This window comes from Agrobacterium leguminum, assembly GCF_015704895.1.
GTDB classification, from domain to species: Bacteria; Pseudomonadota; Alphaproteobacteria; order Rhizobiales; family Rhizobiaceae; genus Agrobacterium; species Agrobacterium leguminum.
Window position 1 is genome coordinate 223079 of record NZ_JADQWB010000005.1, and the last position, 17766, is coordinate 240844.

Annotated in this window: 16 protein-coding genes and 1 tRNA gene; 6 read left to right on the forward strand and 11 right to left on the reverse strand. The window is 58.2% G+C overall.

Annotation, left to right across the window (positions count from 1 at the left end):
* Positions 1 to 5: 5 nt before the first annotated feature.
* A complete protein-coding gene (locus I3J13_RS10410) occupies positions 6 to 1487 on the reverse strand; it encodes a reverse transcriptase family protein (RefSeq protein ID WP_196378732.1) in 1482 nt (493 codons plus the stop codon).
* Between the two features lie 418 nt (positions 1488 to 1905).
* On the opposite strand from I3J13_RS10410, the gene I3J13_RS10415 reads away from it, so the two are divergent.
* Together I3J13_RS10415 and I3J13_RS10420 are read left to right on the forward strand one after the other, a co-directional pair.
* Positions 1906 to 2361: a PRC-barrel domain-containing protein gene (locus tag I3J13_RS10415; RefSeq protein ID WP_065655866.1), complete on the forward strand. Its 456-nt coding sequence runs from the start codon at positions 1906 to 1908 to the stop codon at positions 2359 to 2361.
* Positions 2362 to 2520: 159 nt separating this feature from the next.
* Positions 2521 to 3129, forward strand: coding sequence for a DUF922 domain-containing protein (locus I3J13_RS10420; RefSeq protein WP_196378733.1), 609 nt, complete (start codon positions 2521 to 2523; stop codon positions 3127 to 3129).
* A gap of 8 nt (positions 3130 to 3137) precedes the next feature.
* Here the strand turns inward: I3J13_RS10420 and I3J13_RS10425 are convergent, their stop codons facing one another.
* Entirely contained in the window at positions 3138 to 3740 is a 603-nt protein-coding gene (locus I3J13_RS10425) for a J domain-containing protein (RefSeq protein ID WP_003522436.1), read from the reverse strand.
* Between the two features lie 396 nt (positions 3741 to 4136).
* Between I3J13_RS10425 and I3J13_RS10430 the strand changes: the two genes are divergently transcribed.
* A complete protein-coding gene (locus I3J13_RS10430; RefSeq protein ID WP_003522435.1) occupies positions 4137 to 4490 on the forward strand; it encodes a nuclear transport factor 2 family protein in 354 nt (117 codons plus the stop codon).
* A 90-nt stretch (positions 4491 to 4580) separates the two neighbouring features.
* Here the strand turns inward: I3J13_RS10430 and I3J13_RS10435 are convergent, their stop codons facing one another.
* On the reverse strand, positions 4581 to 5150 hold the full coding sequence (locus I3J13_RS10435; RefSeq protein WP_003522434.1) for a hypothetical protein: 570 nt from the start codon (positions 5148 to 5150) through the stop codon (positions 4581 to 4583).
* A gap of 264 nt (positions 5151 to 5414) precedes the next feature.
* A tRNA-Thr gene (locus tag I3J13_RS10440) sits at positions 5415 to 5490 on the reverse strand.
* Between the two features lie 213 nt (positions 5491 to 5703).
* Between I3J13_RS10440 and I3J13_RS10445 the strand changes: the two genes are divergently transcribed.
* Positions 5704 to 7443 carry a GGDEF domain-containing protein gene (locus tag I3J13_RS10445; RefSeq protein WP_196378734.1) on the forward strand — a complete coding sequence of 580 codons (1740 nt, stop codon included), beginning with the start codon at positions 5704 to 5706 and terminating at the stop codon, positions 7441 to 7443.
* Between the two features lie 30 nt (positions 7444 to 7473).
* On the opposite strand, the gene I3J13_RS10450 is transcribed toward I3J13_RS10445, so the two are convergent.
* The 5 genes from I3J13_RS10450 to I3J13_RS10470 form a co-directional block, all read right to left on the reverse strand.
* Complete coding sequence (locus I3J13_RS10450; RefSeq protein WP_003522405.1) at positions 7474 to 8583, reverse strand: endonuclease/exonuclease/phosphatase family protein; 1110 nt, start codon at positions 8581 to 8583, stop codon at positions 7474 to 7476.
* 215 nt (positions 8584 to 8798) lie between these two features.
* On the reverse strand, positions 8799 to 9827 hold the full coding sequence (locus I3J13_RS10455; protein WP_196378735.1) for an ABC transporter ATP-binding protein: 1029 nt from the start codon (positions 9825 to 9827) through the stop codon (positions 8799 to 8801).
* A complete protein-coding gene (locus I3J13_RS10460) occupies positions 9815 to 11509 on the reverse strand; it encodes an ABC transporter permease (RefSeq protein ID WP_196378736.1) in 1695 nt (564 codons plus the stop codon). Before I3J13_RS10460 ends, I3J13_RS10455 begins: the two co-directional genes overlap by 13 nt.
* A 9-nt stretch (positions 11510 to 11518) precedes the next feature.
* The gene (locus I3J13_RS10465; RefSeq protein WP_196378737.1) at positions 11519 to 12502 is read right to left on the reverse strand and encodes an ABC transporter substrate-binding protein; all 984 of its coding nucleotides are present in this window, start codon (positions 12500 to 12502) and stop codon (positions 11519 to 11521) included.
* Between the two features lie 337 nt (positions 12503 to 12839).
* Positions 12840 to 14084 carry an aminotransferase-like domain-containing protein gene (locus I3J13_RS10470; RefSeq protein WP_059756777.1) on the reverse strand — a complete coding sequence of 415 codons (1245 nt, stop codon included), beginning with the start codon at positions 14082 to 14084 and terminating at the stop codon, positions 12840 to 12842.
* A gap of 273 nt (positions 14085 to 14357) precedes the next feature.
* Here I3J13_RS10470 and I3J13_RS10475 point away from each other — a divergent pair, with 273 nt between their 5' ends.
* On the forward strand, positions 14358 to 14810 hold the full coding sequence (locus I3J13_RS10475; RefSeq protein ID WP_196378738.1) for an RbsD/FucU family protein: 453 nt from the start codon (positions 14358 to 14360) through the stop codon (positions 14808 to 14810).
* A 108-nt stretch (positions 14811 to 14918) separates the two neighbouring features.
* Positions 14919 to 15950: an endonuclease/exonuclease/phosphatase family protein gene (locus I3J13_RS10480; protein ID WP_196378739.1), complete on the forward strand. Its 1032-nt coding sequence runs from the start codon at positions 14919 to 14921 to the stop codon at positions 15948 to 15950.
* 69 nt (positions 15951 to 16019) lie between these two features.
* On the opposite strand, the gene ilvC is transcribed toward I3J13_RS10480, so the two are convergent.
* Positions 16020 to 17039 carry a ketol-acid reductoisomerase gene (gene ilvC, locus I3J13_RS10485; RefSeq protein ID WP_035260000.1) on the reverse strand — a complete coding sequence of 340 codons (1020 nt, stop codon included), beginning with the start codon at positions 17037 to 17039 and terminating at the stop codon, positions 16020 to 16022.
* 49 nt (positions 17040 to 17088) lie between these two features.
* Entirely contained in the window at positions 17089 to 17742 is a 654-nt protein-coding gene (locus I3J13_RS10490; protein WP_003507581.1) for a TetR/AcrR family transcriptional regulator, read from the reverse strand.
* Between the last annotated feature and the right edge of the window lie 24 nt (positions 17743 to 17766).

The following is a 17766-nucleotide window of genomic DNA, read 5'->3' on the forward strand; positions in this document are numbered from 1 at the left end:
AGGGGTTACTTGAGATGGACATCTAACGCTTTTTGGAGAGATTTTTGAATCATTAATTTCGTATAATATCGGTACTTTTTAGTTTGCGCAGAAAAAATGGGGTTAAACCCAATGAAAGCCCTACTAGAGCGGCGCACATACTTGATAAAGGTCCAGCTTTTGTAGCCTTCATCCTGCTTATAAGTCACGTCCCGCAAAATGTGAGTTTCCATTTGTTGCGCCGGATAGTTCGAAATTATCCAACTTTTTCCCTTCTCACGATACCGCTTTACGAAGCTCGCCGCGTGTCCATAGGCTTGCCGCTTCATCTTGCGCCAAGCGTTGGACAACGTCGAGTTTCGAATCTTTACTCGATTGCCATCGTACTCGAAACCAAGATACTCCAACCCATTACGCGATGACGACCCAAATACATGAGAGAACTTTATCGCGCTCCCCAATCGCTCAAACCGGACTACACTAACTTTCTTATCTTGAATAATAAGCCTATCGCCATAGTGCTGTATTCGCTCCTGCAGAAACGTCTTCGTTTCAAGTGGTGCCTTCGTTGCGACTGCAGGAAGAACTACTATTATATCGTCAGAGTAACGCCTGTAGAGTCCTCCGAGTTCATTCACCCATTTATTAATTTCATGGTCAAAATCAATGAGATAAAAATTCGCAACAAGATCAGAAATGGGCGTTCCTTGCGGAATACCGAAATTAAATCCATTCTTTTGTATCAGGCTGGGAGTGCTTGGATCAGAACCCGCTATAAGCTTCCGAAAATCAGCAGGGGTGCAAAGCTGCTTAAGGCGACTTGACTTCATATCATCTATAACGCGCCGACGCCTACTTACTCTTGATCCTGCAAATGGTTTTTCATAGAGTTTAAGTCTGGTGATTATTTTGTCGTAATCTACCACGGAGTAACGTGTAAGATTTCGATAAACCGCTGCGTGATCAGCAGACATTGGAGATCCTAAAAGCATCTCCCAAGTTTCCTTAATGCGATAATGACTAAGACTTTCAAAATATGATTTAATATCTACTACCGTTACGACACAGTCTCCCGTGCGCTTAATAAAAGAAAAAACGTCACGGGATATCTCGATATTGCATTTATTACCACCACCACTCTTTGGTAGTTTTCTATAAGCCACTGGCACATCTAAAAGTGAACGGCGTGTCAGCTCTTCTTCGTAAGCCATAGAAAGAATAGAGCGATACCTAGAATAAATTGCTGCATCTATTCTCGCTGCATACCGAAGAGGCCGCACTTTTTTTGTGCGCTTCCCGTCCCTTCTGAATTTTGTCCATGTTTCATGAAATCTGATCAGAGGAAAGAATGCGTGTCTGGCTACGGCGGCGGGATCATTGGCAAGCGTGGAAAGCTCATCTTTGCCAATACTTCTGTCAAAGTGGAGGTATTTCTTTAAATCTTTTTCTCTCGGCTCCCAGTTAGCACTGGAGAGAAGATGAGTGGAGGCAGCAACAACGCTGGGCACGTACTATTACCACCTCCGCCAATTCATCATGGCATTTGCGCCACTAAAGTCCCTATCCAACTGTATAGTATATACTGTCATCAAGCTGATGTCGTTTGTCGGCATCATGTTGAGGAATAAGTCATCGTCACAAATCGCAGGAATCATCCATATGATATTGCACGAAACCGTCTTCCCTATTGACAGTGTAAACACTTGACTCACGCGTTACCGTGATCCGGGATCGGATTACTCCTCTCTTCCGTCTGGGAACCCCCATATTCTGTATATGCCATTTCACCAATTCCCTTTCAAGTGGTGAAACGGCCGCCAACAACCTTAATCCCTCTTCTAAATTGAGTTTCAGTTTGGAACCAAATCCGCCTCCCGTCGTTTCCTCCCCGAACGCAACGTTCAGCATACAAAGGGAAGAAACATCATGAAAATCAATGTCATCGCTCTCGCTGCGGCAGCAGCGCTCTCCTCTTCCGTGGCTTTTGCCCAGACGGCCACTACTGCTCCTGCTGCCGGCGCGGACGCCACTTTGTCCGGCCCCGGCATTACCATGGGCACCAAGGCCAGCGGCCCGCTGAAGTTCGTCAATGTCCAGAAGACCGACCTCACCGCCTCCCAACTCGATGGCATGGACATCTATAACGCCCAGAACGAAAACATCGGCGAAATCGAGGATGTCGTCATCGGCGACGGCAAGTCCGTGATCGGCCTTGTAGCCAGCGTCGGCGGTTTCCTCGGCATCGACAAGAGCTATGTGGTGCTCGACCCGGCCTCCGTTGCGGTCCACAACGACAACGGCACCTGGAAGGCCTATGTCGACACCACCAAAGAAGCGCTTCAGAACGCTCCGAAGCTCGATTACGACAAGCTGGACGACTGATTACCCCTGCAGTCCGCAAGCTTGTCCCCCCGCGCCCTGTCGCGGGGGTTTTCATATGTGGCGCCCTATCGGAAAACCCGACGCTCCCCACCGGAGGGCCCTTGCCTGACGGCGCGCCTCTCGCCTATCTTCGGCGCGCAAATCACCAAGGATCGCTGCGTGCCCGCCAATAGCCTCTTTTCCTTTGCCATCAGCACCGCCATCACGCTCAGCGCCCTGCCTCTGTCAGCGCAGGCGGCCGACTGGAAACCGGCCGAGCAGATAAAAACCTATGCCATCAACGGCAATACGGGCGGTGCGCTTTATCAATCGATTGGCGAACGCGGTCCGACCGCCGGCGTGCAGGCCATTGCCCACACCACCTTCAAGCTCACATGGCGGCGGGATTACCGTCCGCAGCCGGATGGTGCCTGCGTGCTGGCCACCGCAAGGCCCAATCTCACCATCATCTACACCTGGCCGAAAGCGCCGGCCAGTCTGCCGCCCGCCGTCGCCGCCAGCTGGAGGACATTCATCTCCGGCGTGGAAACCCATGAACGCGTCCATGGTGACCATATTCTCGACATGGTGAAAAAGATCGAGGCCTTCAGCATCGGGCTGAGGGCGGAGAACGATGCCAAATGCCAGAAGGTGCGCGCCGTTCTGCAACAGCGTCTGGGTGAGCTTTCCAACGAACAGCGCCAGCGCGGCCGCGATTTCGACCGGGACGAGCTTTCCCCCGGTGGACGGGTGCATCAACTCATCCTCGCCCTCGTCAACGGCCCCTGAACGGCCGCCTATTCCGCCGCCTCGCCTTTCAGCAAGGGCTCGGCCAGCGTCACGCTTTCCAGCTCGTAGGAATAACCTTCGAGCATCGTATAGGCCTGTTCGATTGCCTCGATCTGGGCTTCGGCATTACGGATGGCTTCGGCGATGGACTGGCTGCGGGCGCGCAGCATCGAACTCAGCACATCGGTTTCCGGCTTGCGGCCGAGACGGTCCATATGTTTGCGAACCCGCGTGCGGTGCCGTTCCAGCTCGAGAATATGGAAACGGCTTTTCAGAATATCGTCGGTCAGCTTGCGGCGCATGGCGGCCACGGGGTCGAAACTGCCGGGTTCGCGTTCGTCCAGAATGAATTCATTCACCAGCGTTTCCAGCATCAGCAGGCCCTTGAGGTCCTTGGCGTCGGCAAGCTGCGGATCGTAGCCGGTATCGTCGAATACCTTACGGCGCACCGGATCCTTCAGCAGCTCATAGGCCGTCTGCAGGCGCGCGAATTGCTCGGCATCGCCGCCGCTATCGGGATGCGCGGCCTTGGCCACCTTACGGTAGGCCGACTTGATCGCCGCCTCGTCGGCATCGCGCTCCACGCCAAGCAAAACATAGGGATCAATCACAAAAACACCTTCAAACGCAAACTGTTACCCGCATGCCCAACACCGCTGCCGTCTGGCACGCGGGCGGATCATAGGCCAATTCCGCCCGGCGCGGCACCCCGCCCCGGCGGTTAAACCGGCAAAGCCCACACAAAGCCTCGCAGCGCGCCGCATCGGAGCGGGCGAAAAAGCCCTTGATGCCGAAATTTGTCGGACCCAAGGCGACTATAATGACAGGCAGGACAAAATTGTGGAAAGCGGCGGCAAAACATCCCGCACGGTTTCGCACCGCGCCTGCCGCAACCGGCCGGAAAACACCAGGGAGAAAAGCGTAACCGGCGCGTTTTCAGGGGGTTATGGTGGAAAGACGTCAACGGGTGTAAGCTTGGCCTTTGGATTAGAAGGGAGGATGATCCGATGCCGCAAACGATTACCCAGACCGTCACGGACTATGTCCATGCCATGGCCTATGCGGATGAGAGCCTGATGCGTGACGTTTTCGACCCGCGCGCCAGCATCGTCGGAACCTTCGAAGGCGAAATCGAATGGCTGTCCCTGGAGGACTTCGTCGACCAGATGCGCAAAAGCGAACGCGGCCTCCCCGATCACGATCCCGCTTTTGAAATCATGGGCATCGACAAGGAAGGCGACAGCGCCTCGGTGAAGCTGACGACCCGTTTCGACGGTATGGATTTTTACGAATATCTCTCCCTGCTGGAACGCGACGGCAACTGGTCGATCGTGCACAAGCTCTATCACATAAAACCCTAGGCGATCATCGAAACCGCCACCCCGCATTGTGCGCTTGCGCGTTCCACTCGCAGCCTCGGCTCGCGATCCGGTTATTTTGCCGCTGAGGAGCTAGAACAGGTCGCTGTAGATCGCCGTTATCCAGAGCGCGTTAAAGAAGAGCCAGATAACACCGAGCCACATGATTTTGCGGCTGCTATCGGTTCTCATCGCCACAATCGCGATAAGCAGACCGCCGACTATCCTTGCCAGATACCATGGCCCCAGCTGTTCGAAGTGTTCCCTGCCCTTGATGTAAGTGTCCACCAGATCGAAGACGAACGAGGCCGCAAACAGGGCAAAGAACGCATGTCGCCTGCGCACGAAAAAGCTTTCCCGTTCGGACAATTCCTGAATGTGATCGGGATAAAGCAGCGTCGACATCAAAAAGAACAGCGACGTGTAGACCAGAACGAAAATGTAAATCCAGAAATTCCAGTTGTGGATCAGCCGCAGGGCAAACTCCCACCACCAGAAATGGACAGCTCCAAGAAGCAGGACAATCGACCAGACGATCTGCGCGTGCATGCGGTCGGTTTTCTGCGGTTCCTGCAGCCTTCTGGAAAGTCCGGACAACACCCTGGTAATGGCCAGGCCGAGGATGAGGCTTACCAATATCCGCAAATGACCATATGCATCCATTGAAAGCGCCCGCTGTTGCTCAACTTATCCGCCGAACAATATGCTTAAACCTTCGAGCTTTACAACTCTGGCGGATACCGCGCCCTTCCCGATCTCGCCTTACAGTGGGCTGAGCCGGCTTCCTGATGCGAGAGTCTCCCGGGCTGGCAGGCCGAAGCAGGGAATTCCAATTTTATCAGGGCTCAACCATCGGCAGCGGCAGACGCAAAGCGCCACCCGGTGCATTCAACCGAATAGATTTCAAGATTAAGCGATTGATTTTACTGGTGCCCCCGGCAGGGTTCGAACCCGCGACCCCCTGATTACAAATCAGGTGCTCTACCAACTGAGCTACAAGGGCAAGCCAGTGCCTTGCCAACTATCAGATTCTGACTTGGTGTAAAGCAAAAACTAACGCTGTGGCATCGACAGACCGCTTTTCCACACCGTGGCCGGCCGGGCTGTCCGCATGATCGCAATTGTAGCAAAAGGCCCGGAAAATAAGCGAAGTATTTACGCAGCGCCACTAGAATGGCGATGAAACATAACCATTCCAGTGAGAACAACGCATCATATGCGCGCGAGCATACAGAAAATCCAGCTGACGGGCACGATCATCATCGCCGTAAGCTCCATCCTGCTGGCAACCCTTGCCGCGCTGCCCAGCGTCTACAATTTTCTGCGTTATCGCACCAATGCCACGCAGCTCACCCGCTTTGAAACCGCTCTCCAGTCCGCATGGCTGGTGTCGGCCGAGCGAGGCCCCGCCAATAATCTGATGGGCGCATCCGTGCCGGATGCAAGGCTGGCCGAAGGGCTTGCCGCCGCGCGAAAGGCAACGGACGACAAGCTGTCAGAGCTGGAGAAATCCTTCGCCGACGATATCAGGACACAGCCTGAACTGGCGAAGTCACTTGCTGAAACCCGCCAGAAGCTCGAGCAATCGCGAGAACTGGTCGATCAGGTTGCCGCGCTCCCTCCTGATGCGCGTAACCACGGCGCGATGTCCAACGCGATTTCATCGATGTTCAAGGCGGCGGACAGCGTCAATCTGCTGCGCGGCAGGGCCGCACGCGCCATCATCAAGGTGACGCCCGACGTGGCGATTGACATTGCACTGACGGGCACGGCGGGCGTGATGCGGGACCGGATCGGCCGCCTCGGTTCCTATGTGATCATGAGTCTCAAGGCGAACAGGCAGGAAAAGCTCGGTTATCGCGCCAAGTTCGATACCGAGATGCAGAGCCTGCTGTCACTGAGGGCATCGCTGATCAATTATACCGCCGCCTATCTCTCGACGCCGCGACTGGACGGGGCATTGCGCGATCTTGAAACCCAATATTTCGGTCAGGCTTTGCGTTACGCGCAGAATACGATCGTGATGGCCGTACCATCCGCCCAGCCAAGCGCACTTGAATTCTCCAGAAACTATATCGAGGGCATGCGGTCGTCCGACACCCTGCGCGATCTTATTCTGTCCGAAACGCGCGCGCGGATCGAAAAGAAAAAGCAGGAGGCCCTGATCTACGGCGGAACCTCGCTCTTTCTCGCCGGCATCGCTGTGCTGGTGCTGTTGCGGCTGACATCCGTCTACAAAACCGCGCTGTTCCGGCCCATGCAATCCGTCCAGACGCAGATCGCCGCCATCGCCGGCGGTGATCTTTCCGAGAGCAATCATGAGGACAGGGTTGCTCCGGAAGTGAAGAAGATGTTCGAGGAACTGGATTTCCTGCGTGAACAGCTTCGCCAGAAGGGCGAAATGGAAAACCAGCAGCGTGCGCTGGCCGAACAGCTGCGCACCCTTTCCGAAACCGATGCGCTGACCGGCGTCTTCAACCGCCGCGCACTCGAAAAGGCGGTTCGCTCCATATTGACGGGCGAGGAGCAATGTCAGTCGCTCGGCGTGATGATTGTCGATATCGACCATTTCAAATCGATCAACGACCGTTATGGCCATGCCATGGGTGACATCGCGCTTCAGAAGACCGCGGGCCTGTTACGCAGCGCATTGCGCAAGGACGACATTCTTGCCCGATATGGCGGGGAGGAATTCGTCGTCGTGCTGCAGGATGTCAGCCACGCCACGGCGACGGCCACGGCCGACCGCCTTCGCCGCCTGATCGAAGCCCAGACCATCGACGAGCAAAGCAGCCTGTCGCTGACGGCAAGTTTCGGCGTGGTGTGGCAGGAAGCGCGCGCGATCAATAGCTGGGACGAGTTGATCGCCATCGCCGACGACCGGCTTTACGAAGCCAAGCGTGCGGGCCGCAACCGGGTCTGGGCAACCTATTTCCCAAAGGTCGCGAACGGCTAAGAACATCGCCGGCGGCGGACTTCGCCTCGACTAGATCAAATCCAGCGTCATGACCACGGGGCAATGATCGGAAGCCTTCGGGCGATCCCAGCCGGTGCGGGGATAACGTTCGACCTCCTGCCCCGGCGGGAATATCGTCCGGAAAGGCTGTCCATTGCGAATGATTTCGGGAACATGCGTGGCGTTCGTCTCCGCCAGACGCGGGGACAGCCAGATATAGTCGAGCTGGCACAGATGCTGCTCCTGCGGCCCGCGTGAATGGTAAAGCGTCCAGCGATCCATGACATCACGGCGCATCATCGGATTGACCACGAAACCATCGGCCGAAAGGATATCGAGCGCGCTGCGCTCCTCTTCGACGGGCGTGAAGCTGTAACCGCTGCGCCTGTCGCCGGAAATCGCGACACGCTCCTGATAATCGTTCAGATCGCCGCAGATCGCGAAATTCTTGTTGCGGGTATTGCCCACACCCCAGCGGTTTTCAATGATACGGCGCACGGCCATGGCCTCCGCCTCACGGATCGGCATGGTGGCGATGCGGGCGTCGACGGCATCGCGGGCATTGGTCATGGATTTGAAATGCGTGACGTAAAGCGTCAGCGGCTTGCCGCCGATCCTCAGATCGATTTCCAGGCAATCCCGTTTGAAAATCTTGTCGTCGATCTGGTTTGTGGCGGCAAGCGCGGGATTGAAGAGATCGAGATTGCGATAGGTCAGCGCCGCATGGCTCTTGATATCAACCACCTCGATCCTGTCGCCGTCCCGCGTCTCCTCGCGCATGACGACGGCGACATCGATGCCGCGGCTGTCATTGCCCTCGACCAGATATTTCTGCAGGTAACCATTGCCGACCATGCGATAGAGATAGCCATATTCGAAGGCCTGCAGCGCGGCCATGTTGTCCACTTCCTGCAGGCAGAGAATATCGGCATCCGCATCGGCGATGGCGAGCGCCGAAAGCTGGCGCGTATCGTCTGTGGAAGAGACCATCCGCGCGCTTTCCAGCGCCTGATAGGTCGCCTCGTCCCTGATATCGAAAAGCTGGATCGCCCTGTCGCGCCGCGTCTGGTTGCGAAAGCCGGTGAAATCGAAACGGGTGAGGAGATTTTCGATATTGAAGGTGGCAAGCCGAAGCGACATGAATCAATCCCATTGCTACAGGGGAAGCTTAGCTGGTGTCGCGCCGCCTCGCCAGTAGCTAGGGCCACGTCCTTCACCCTCCCTCATTCCTGTGCTCGTCACAGGAATCCAGTCAGCCCAAGTCCTTGGGCTGAAAGGACTCTTTTCGCCGCGCAGACGCGCGTCGGCTGGATCTCTGTGACAAGCACAGGGATGAGGGAAGTACACTTATCGCACTAAAGCCGCCACGCCGCGCGAATGGCCACCGGCAGACGGTCTCCGACGTCAACCGCTTCGCGCGAATAGGCTCTGAGCGCCTGCCCATCCGGCAGGTCGAGACGCAGGGCATAACGCTCGCCCTCGTAGAGAACCGAGGTGACGGTGCAGGCAATGCCCTCCGCATCCCGCACCACATCCTGCGGCCGCACGAGAATATCCGCCTGCGGCAATCGCCTGCCGCTCTCCATCGTTGCCCGAAGCTCTGCCCAATCAAGGTCGCGCGAAGCCCCTTCCGGCACCGGCAAGGTCAAGATCGCCCCCTGCCCCACCAGCGAGCCGACCAGCCTGCCTTCGGGCCGCGCATAAAGCGCCGCCGGTGGCGCGACCTGCAACAGCTTGCCCTGCGACATCACGGCGACATCGGTTGCCAGCGCCATGGCTTCCGCCTGATCATGGGTGACATAGATCATCGTTGCGCCCGAGCGAATATGGAACTCGCGGAATGTCTCCTCCATCTCCTGCCGCAGATGCCGGTCGAGATTGGCGAGCGGCTCGTCGAGCAGCACCACGTCGGGCTCGGTAACGAGGCAGCGGGCGAGCGCCACTCGCTGCCGCTGGCCACCGGACAATTCAGCGGGACGGCGATCGGCGAAGCTCTCGAGGCGGACGGCGGCAAGCGCCTGGCGCACCTTGTCACGATATTTCTCACCCGAAATACCGCGCACCTTCAAGGGATAACCGGCATTGTCGGCAACCGACATATGCGGCCACAGCGCATAGGACTGGAACACCATCGCCATGTTACGCCGCTCCGGCGGCACCATGCTGCCGGCATCGGCCAGCACCCGCTCGCCGAGCAGGATGGAACCGTCAGTCGGCTGTTCGAAACCGGCGATCATGCGCAGCACCGTCGTCTTGCCGCAGCCGGAAGGGCCGAGCAGAGCGAGAAAACCGCCGTCACGCACCGTCAGCGACACATCGTCCACGGCTGGTTTCGAACCGGCACCGAAACTTTTCGACAGGCGGTTGAGGATCAGTTTCGCCAAGGGACCACTCCTTTCGGCAGATAGCGCCCCAGAATTTCCAGCAGAGCCATGAGGAAAATCACCATGATGACGACAAGCACCGAAAGTGCGGAGGCAAGATCGAAGCTGCCGCTGTCATCGAGATTGTAGATAAGCACGCCGAGCGTCTGGGTGCCGGCCGACCACAGCAGCGCCGAGACCGTCAGCTCGTTGCAGGCGATGAGGAAAACGAGGATGACCGAAGCCCCCGCCGCAGGCCCGACCAGCGGCAGGATGATATCCTTCAACCGTCGCCAGAAACCGGCGCCGGACAGCCGCGCCGCCTCCTCCAGTGACGGATCGAATTGCAGGAAGGCGCTGACCATGGGTTTCAGGCTGACGGCGAAGAAGGAGGAGAAATAGGCGAGCAGAATGATCCAGATCGTGCCGTAGAGCGTGATGCCGACAAGCGGAATGGGAGCCGCGAAAAGCAGCACGAAGGAAACGGAAATCACCACCCCCGGAAGCGCATAGGGAATATCCACCAGCGCCGAGAGCAGGAACATGAAGCGGCTTTTGCCGCGCACCAGGAAATAGGCCGTCAGCACCGTCACCGCCAGCAGGCAAAGCGAGGTGGCGGTCGCTAGGAACAACGAGTTGCGGAAGGCGGTACGCGTCACGCTCTGGCGGTAAAGCAATTCCTCATAGGCATGCAGCGTCGCGGTCTTGAGGCTGAGCGGCACGCCATAAGCAGGCGCGAGCGAGCTTGCCACCAGTGCCGCGAGCGGCGCCACCAGCATGAAGAACAGCACGAGCCACAGGGCAAACTCTGCCGGGGCCCGCCAGCGCGCCAGCCCGAAGGTCGCGGCCTTGCCGGAAAGACCGATGATGCGATAATCCCTGCCCTTCATCGCCCGTTCCTGAAGCGCAAGCCCGGCCACGGAGATGATGGCGATCATGGTGGAGAGAATGGCGATATCGCCGAAGGTGCTGGTGCCGAAACTGGCAAAACGGCTGTAGATCAGCGTCGGCAGGGTGAAGATCGAGGCTGGAATGCCGAGGATCGCCGGAATGCCGAAATTGCCCACACTGGAGACGAAAGAGATCGCCGCCCCGGCGATCAGCCCCGGCGTCGACAGCGGCAGGATGATATCGAATAGCACGCGGCGCGGCGACGCGCCGGAAAGCTTGGCTGCCTCGATGCCGTCCTGCGGCAAGGCGAGCAGACCGGCGCGCAGCGACAGATAGACGAGCGGCGCATGCTGCACGCCGAGCAGAAGCGCGATGCCCGCAATCGAATAAAGCGGCTGCGGCGATCCCATCGGCGGCGCAAGGCCAATCGCCTTCAACAGTGTACTCGAGGGACCGGTCATGCCGATCCACGACAGCGCCGTCACCTGCGGCGGGATCATCATGGGCAGCATGAACAGGAAGCTCAGGATCGACTTGCCGCGGATGTCGCAAAGCGTCAGCGAAAGCGCGAAGGCGCCGCCGATGCCGAGCGAAATCAGCATGCCGAAAAACGATGTGGAGAGCGTGTTCAGCGCCGCATCCCAAAGGGCCGGATCGGCGAGAAGTCGCCATATGTCACCATTAAGTGACGATATGATGCCGGTATAGGCGAGCCGCCCGAGCGGCAGGGCGCTGAGCGCAAAAACAACGCTGACCACAAAAGGAAACAGCCAGCGCGGCTGGCTGTTTCCATAGGCATTGGAACGGGACATGCCGCTATATCAGCCCTTGGAGCCGAAGATGTCGGAGAAGGTCTTCAGATCCTGTTCGGAATTCTTCAGCGCATCGGCAGCGTTGAGCGGCAGAACCTTGATCTTGTCGCGGGCCGGGAAACCTTCCGGCATACCGGCATCGGCACGAACCGGGATGTAACCGAGCTTGACGAAGCCCTGCTGGCCCTTTTCGGACAGCACGTAATCGACGAACTTCTTCGCCGCTTCCTCATGCTTGGTGCCCTTGATGATCGCAACCGGCTCGGTGACGGCCGAAACGCCCTCTTCCGGGAAGACGAACTCAACCGGCGCGCCCTTGGCCTTTTCGCGGATCGGCATGTAATCGACAACCACGCCATAGGCCTTTTCGCCCGATGCAACGGACTTCAGAACCGCGCCGTTGCCGCCGCCGGCAATGGCTTCATTGGTCTTAAGCTGCTTGTAATAATCCCAGCCGAGATCCTTAACGGCGGCGAGCGTCTGTGCATGGATCAGCGCCGCACCCGAGGTCAGCGGGCTCGGCATGGTCACCAGACCCTTGGCTTCCGCCTTGGCCAGATCCTTCCAGCTCGTCGGCTTCATCGCGGCGGCTGTGTTGTACATGATGCCGGTGGTGATGAGCTTGGTGGAATAATAGAAGCCGTCCGCATCGTAGAGCGAGGCGTCGATATTCTTGGCTTCCGCGGACTTGTGGGCGAGAAGCTGGCCAGCCTGCTTCATACGCTCCAGCGTCACGGTATCGGCGATCAGCAGCACGTCGGCAACCGGATTGCCGGCATTGATCTCGGCCATCAGCTTGGCCATGATCTTCGGCGTTCCATCACGCACCCATTCAACCTCGAGACCGGGATTGGCGGCCTTGAAACCATCAACGGTCGCCTGCGCGTCCTCGTTGGGCTGGCTGGTGTAAAGCACCAGATCGGCGGCATTGGCGGCGGTGGCGATGAAGCCGAGCGATACGATGGCGGTGAAAGCGGAGAGCAGCGTTTTCATGGGTCCAGTCCCTGTTGTTTGGTGGGACCGCTAAAACATGATTGCATAACATGTATGTGACAGGCAGGATTTTTGGGGTGGGATCGCTCCAACGTTGAGAGCAACGGGCGGAAGAACGCAAGTTCTCTTAGAGGCTGGGGCATACCCCCCTCTGCCCTGCCGGGCATCTCCCCCACAAGGGGGGAGATCGGCAAGAAGCCCTCTCATCGCTTCATTCTCAAGCATCGAGATGGGCGAGACCTTTCCACAGGTCGATCTCCCCCCTTGTGGGGGAGATGTCCGGCAGGACAGAGGGGGGTGAAGCCACACCCTCCATCACTGCCGAGAACCGCCGCCTTCAAATCGCCGGCAGCGCCTCACCCGTTTCCGCCTGCGCCGTTGCGATCAACCGGCCAAGCCGCTTCATGCCTTCCTCGATCATCGCCTCGTTGGCGCAGGAGAAGCTGATGCGCAGCGTATTCGTGCCGGAGCCATCCGCGAAGAAAGCGCGACCGGGAACGAAGGCCACCTTTTCCGTGGCGATGGATTTCGCCAGCAACGCCGCGCCATCCATTCCCTCAGGCAACGTCACCCAGATGAACATGCCACCTTCCGGCTTCGTCCAGCGCGTGCCCTTCGGCATGTATCTGTCGAGCGCGGCCAGCATCGCGTCGCGGCGGGCGCTGTAAGCGGCCTTGATCTTGGCGACCTGCTTGTCGAAGCCGCGCGAGGCAACACGTTCGATGGCGATCTGGTTGATGGTGGAGGAATGCAGGTCGGCGGCCTGCTTCATCAGCACCAGCTTGCGGATGACCGGCGCGGAAGCGACGATGTAACCGACGCGAAGGCCGGGTGCCAGCGTCTTCGAAAAGCTGCCGCAATAGATGGTGCGGGTGTTCTCAATGCCGCCCGAGCGGGCGATATCGAGCGCCATGATCGGCGGAACAGCTTCGCCATCGTAACGCAGCGACTGATAGGCGGCATCTTCGATGACGGCGATATCCAGCTCATCGGCCAGCGCCAGAACCTTTTCGCGGCCGGCCAGATCGACGGTTTCGCCGGTCGGGTTGGAGAAATCGGCCGAGAGATAAGCGAACTTCACCGCACCGCCGAGCTTGGCGGCGGTTTCGCGGTAGGCCTCCGGCGTGCGGTTACCGCCCGGATTGAGCTGGTCGTAATTCGGCTCATAGGCGTTGAAGGCGGAAAGCGCGCCAAGATAGGTCGGCCAGGTGACCAGCGCCGTATCCTTCGGCGACAGGAACAGCTTGCCGAGATAATCGAGACCCTGCTGCGAACCGGAAACGATGAAGACATTGTCGGCGGTGCAGTCGATGCCGATCTCTGCCATTTCGCCTGCCAGCCATTCGCGTAGCGGCTTGTAACCTTCGCTCACCGAATATTGCAGCGCCGAGTTTACCTGCGAACCCGAAAAAATTTCCGCATAAGCCTGCTGGAACTCCTCTGCGGGGAAAAGAGCCGGGTCCGGAATACCGCCGGCAAAGGAGATGATATCGGGCTGCTCGAGCAGCTTCAGCAACTCACGGATTTCGGACGCTTTCATGCGCGAAGAGCGCGTGGCGAAAATTTGTTCCCAATTGAGCATGGGTACGTTTCCTCTTGTGTCGTTTTTATGCGTGCATCTTTACAGAAATGTCGATACGTCAGCAATACTGACTTATCAGTTTTTCGAATTATTTCTGCCTCCCTGCACCTTGCCCGCAACCGACCTGCCTCGAGGCCCGATTTTGCGGACAAAGCCAAATACACCCTTGCGCAAAGCTTCACAATCACACCTTTGCGATTGACGCGGCATGGTTTTCCAGCTGGATTGCGCGCGCGCCGCAACACGGCGAAAGCATCATGGGAGTTTGACGACATGCTGAAAAATATCGACCCGGCACTGAATGCCGATGTCCTGCACGCGCTGCGCGCCATGGGTCACGGCGATACGCTGGTGATCTCCGACACCAACTTCCCCTCCGATTCGGTTGCCCGCCACACGACCGTCGGCAAGGTGCTGCATATCGACAACGTCTCCGCAGCTCGCGCCATGAAGGCGATCCTCTCCGTCCTGCCGCTCGACACGCCGCTGCAGCCTTCCGTCGGCCGCATGGAAGTAATGGGCGCGCCGGATCAGCTGGAGCCGGTACAGCTGGAAGTGCAGAAGGAAATCGACGCGGCGGAGGGAAAATCCGCGCCCATGTATGGCATCGAGCGCTTCGCCTTCTACGAACAGGCGAAAAAAGCCTATTGCGTCATCACCACGGGCGAAACCCGGTTTTATGGCTGCTTCCTTCTGACGAAGGGTGTCATCCCGCCGGCGACGTAAGGCCAAAAACGGGAAAATTGCGCCGGCCGCCCACCTTCATGACAATTTCAAGTTGTTATGGCAAAAACTTCCACTAGGCTTGAAAAACCAACCGGAGGTGTGCGGATCATGACCCAATATGTCCTGGCGTTCTGGAATGTCGAAAACCTGTTTGCGCCGGAGGGTTATCCGGCGCGTGAGCCGTGGATTGCCGAACGGCTGAAGAACGATCTGAAAGGCTGGACCGAGGACCTGTTCAAAACCAAGGTCAAGCAGCTCGGTCTGATCATAAGCCAGATCGGCGGCGCGGGACCGGATCTGCTCGGTGTGTGCGAAGTCGAGAACCGTTTCGTTCTGGAGACGCTGGCAGAACATCTGAACGACCTCATGCCCGCGCGCTCTTATCGTGTCGTGCATGCCGATTCCAGCAAGGACCAGCGCGGCATCGATACCGCCTTCATCTATGACAGCAAAAAGCTGCTGATCAACGAGAACGAGATTTTCAGCCATTTCGTGATGCGCCGCACCGGCACGCGCGACATTACACAATGCACCTTCATCACCAAGGGCGGCCGCCAGCTTATCGCGCTCTCCAACCACTGGCCGTCGCGCTCTGGCGGCGCGGTGGAAAGCGCCGGTTTTCGCATGACGGCCGGTGAAACGCTGGGCTACTGGCATCAGCGTATCAGGGAAGAGAAAGGCAACGACATCGCCGTCATCGCCTTCGGCGACTTCAACGACGATCCTTCCGATGCCTCGCTGCGCTACCACGCCAATTCCACCCGCGAGCGCGACGATGTCGAAAACTCGCATTCGGCCATGTTCTACAATCTAACCTGGAATTACCTGCGCCAGCCGGTGGTCGATTCCGTCGGCACGGCAAGAACGATCTACGGCACGCTCTATTTCAACGGCGATGCCAATATCTTCGATCAGATCCTCGTTTCCCGATCGCTTCTGACCGGCAGCAGCGGCTTCAAGGCGCGTGAGGAGACGGCAAAAATCGAAGCCATTGCCGCCATGGTCAGCCACAGCAAGAATGAGGGGCCGATCCGCTTCGGCCTGTCGAAAGGCGATGCGGTCAAAAACGTCAATCTCGGCGGTTTTTCCGATCACTTCCCCGTTTCGGTGGTTGTCGAGGAAGACGACACCATCGTTTGATAGCACATCGAAAACAAAAAGGCCGGAGCTTTCGCTCCGGCCTTCCTATTCTCTACCAGTCAATGAAGCTTAGTTGACAGCCTTGTCGACCAGCTTGTTCTTGCCGATCCAGGGCATCATGCCGCGCAGCTTGGCGCCGACTTCTTCGATCTGGTGGGCGTCATTGTTGCGACGGATACCCTTGAAGCGGGCAGCGCCGGCCTTCCATTCCTGCATCCACTCGGAGGTGAACTTGCCGGTCTGGATGTCGTGCAGAACGCGCTTCATTTCAGCCTTGGTGTCGGCGGTGATGATGCGCGGACCGGTGACGTATTCGCCCCACTCGGCCGTGTTGGAGATCGAGTAGTTCATGTTGGCGATGCCGCCTTCATAGATCAGATCGACGATCAGCTTCACTTCGTGCAGGCACTCGAAATAGGCCATTTCCGGTGCGTAACCGGCTTCGACCAGGGTTTCGAAACCGGCGCGGATCAGTTCGACGAGACCGCCGCACAGAACGACCTGTTCGCCGAAGAGGTCGGTTTCGCACTCTTCCTTGAAGTTGGTTTCGATGATGCCCGAACGGCCGCCGCCAACGCCGCAGGCGTAGGAGAGAGCGAGTTCAAGCGCGTTGCCCGAAGCGTTCTGGTGAACGGCAACGAGGCAGGGAACGCCGCCGCCCTTCTGGTATTCGCCGCGAACCGTGTGGCCGGGGCCCTTCGGTGCGATCATGACGACGTCGAGCGATGCCTTCGGCTCGATGAGGCCGAAGTGAACGTTGAGGCCGTGTGCGAAAGCGATAGCTGCGCCATCACGGATGTTGCCGGCGATGTCGGCCTTGTAGATGTCGGCCTGGAGTTCGTCCGGCGTCGCCATCATCAGGAGGTCGCCCCACTTGGCGGCTTCGGCAACGGTCATGACCTTGAAGCCGTCGGCTTCGGCCTTCTTGACGGTCGGCGAACCGGCCTTCAGAGCGATGACGACGTTCTTGGCGCCGGAATCCTTGAGGTTCAGCGCATGGGCGCGGCCCTGGGAGCCGTAACCGACGATGACGACATTCTTGGACTTGATGAGATTGAGATCGGCATCACGATCATAATAAACGCGCATTTTATGGTCCTTCCCTAATGCTTGTCTCTCAGTTGTCTGAACCGGAATGTCAGGCGGGTTTGCCGCTGAGTTCCGAATGTACCTTTTCCGTGCCGTAGAGGGTCAGAAAGGCGACGACCGCCTTCTTCGCCCGGGCGGAAAAATCCTTGTCCGGCGCCTCGCCCAAAAGCATGCGCACATGCAGATCCGAAACGATGAGGCCGTAAAAACTGCGATATGCCTCCTCGGCATCATCGAAACGCAGATAGCCGGAACGGCGACCCGCTTCGATCAGCCCACGCGCCCGCCGGTCGATCTGGCGACGGCCGCGTTCCAGCAGCAGATCGCCGAGCTTCGAGCCGTCACGGCTCGCCTGCCCTATCGCCAGACGGTTAAGCGCCAGCGACACGTCACCCGCCAGCACATCCAGCAGATCATGCGCGAAAACCTCGAGGTGATCGGCAAGCTGCGGTGCGGAAACGCGGTCGCCCGCCTTTTCGAAGGTGCGGACCTTGCTCTGCTGAAAGGTGATCATCGCCGCCAGCAGGCCGTCCCGGTCGCCGAACCACTTGTAGAGGCTTTCCTTGGAACAGTTGGCGGCGCGCGCCAGCCCCGATGTGGTGAGCGCTTTCTCGCCGCCCTCGACCAATAGACGCAATGCCTGGTCCAGAACGGCGTTCTGGCGCGGCGAAAATTCCTGCGCTGTGATCGGGTCGGAAGCCAAGTCTTTCCACTCCAGGGGCTCGAT

What these genes read in the sequence shown, in the direction of transcription:
- I3J13_RS10475 (WP_196378738.1), top strand. Translation starts at nt 14,358, where the DNA reads ATGCTGAAAAATATCGACCCGGCACTGAATGCCGATGTCCTGCACGCG.
- ilvC (WP_035260000.1), bottom strand. Translation starts at nt 17,039, where the DNA reads ATGCGCGTTTATTATGATCGTGATGCCGATCTCAATCTCATCAAGTCC.
- I3J13_RS10430 (WP_003522435.1), top strand. Translation starts at nt 4,137, where the DNA reads ATGCCGCAAACGATTACCCAGACCGTCACGGACTATGTCCATGCCATG.
- I3J13_RS10470 (WP_059756777.1), bottom strand. Translation starts at nt 14,084, where the DNA reads ATGCTCAATTGGGAACAAATTTTCGCCACGCGCTCTTCGCGCATGAAA.
- I3J13_RS10460 (WP_196378736.1), bottom strand. Translation starts at nt 11,509, where the DNA reads ATGTCCCGTTCCAATGCCTATGGAAACAGCCAGCCGCGCTGGCTGTTT.
- I3J13_RS10450 (WP_003522405.1), bottom strand. Translation starts at nt 8,583, where the DNA reads ATGTCGCTTCGGCTTGCCACCTTCAATATCGAAAATCTCCTCACCCGT.
- I3J13_RS10445 (WP_196378734.1), top strand. Translation starts at nt 5,704, where the DNA reads ATGCGCGCGAGCATACAGAAAATCCAGCTGACGGGCACGATCATCATC.
- I3J13_RS10465 (WP_196378737.1), bottom strand. Translation starts at nt 12,502, where the DNA reads ATGAAAACGCTGCTCTCCGCTTTCACCGCCATCGTATCGCTCGGCTTC.
- I3J13_RS10435 (WP_003522434.1), bottom strand. Translation starts at nt 5,150, where the DNA reads ATGGATGCATATGGTCATTTGCGGATATTGGTAAGCCTCATCCTCGGC.
- I3J13_RS10480 (WP_196378739.1), top strand. Translation starts at nt 14,919, where the DNA reads ATGACCCAATATGTCCTGGCGTTCTGGAATGTCGAAAACCTGTTTGCG.
- I3J13_RS10415 (WP_065655866.1), top strand. Translation starts at nt 1,906, where the DNA reads ATGAAAATCAATGTCATCGCTCTCGCTGCGGCAGCAGCGCTCTCCTCT.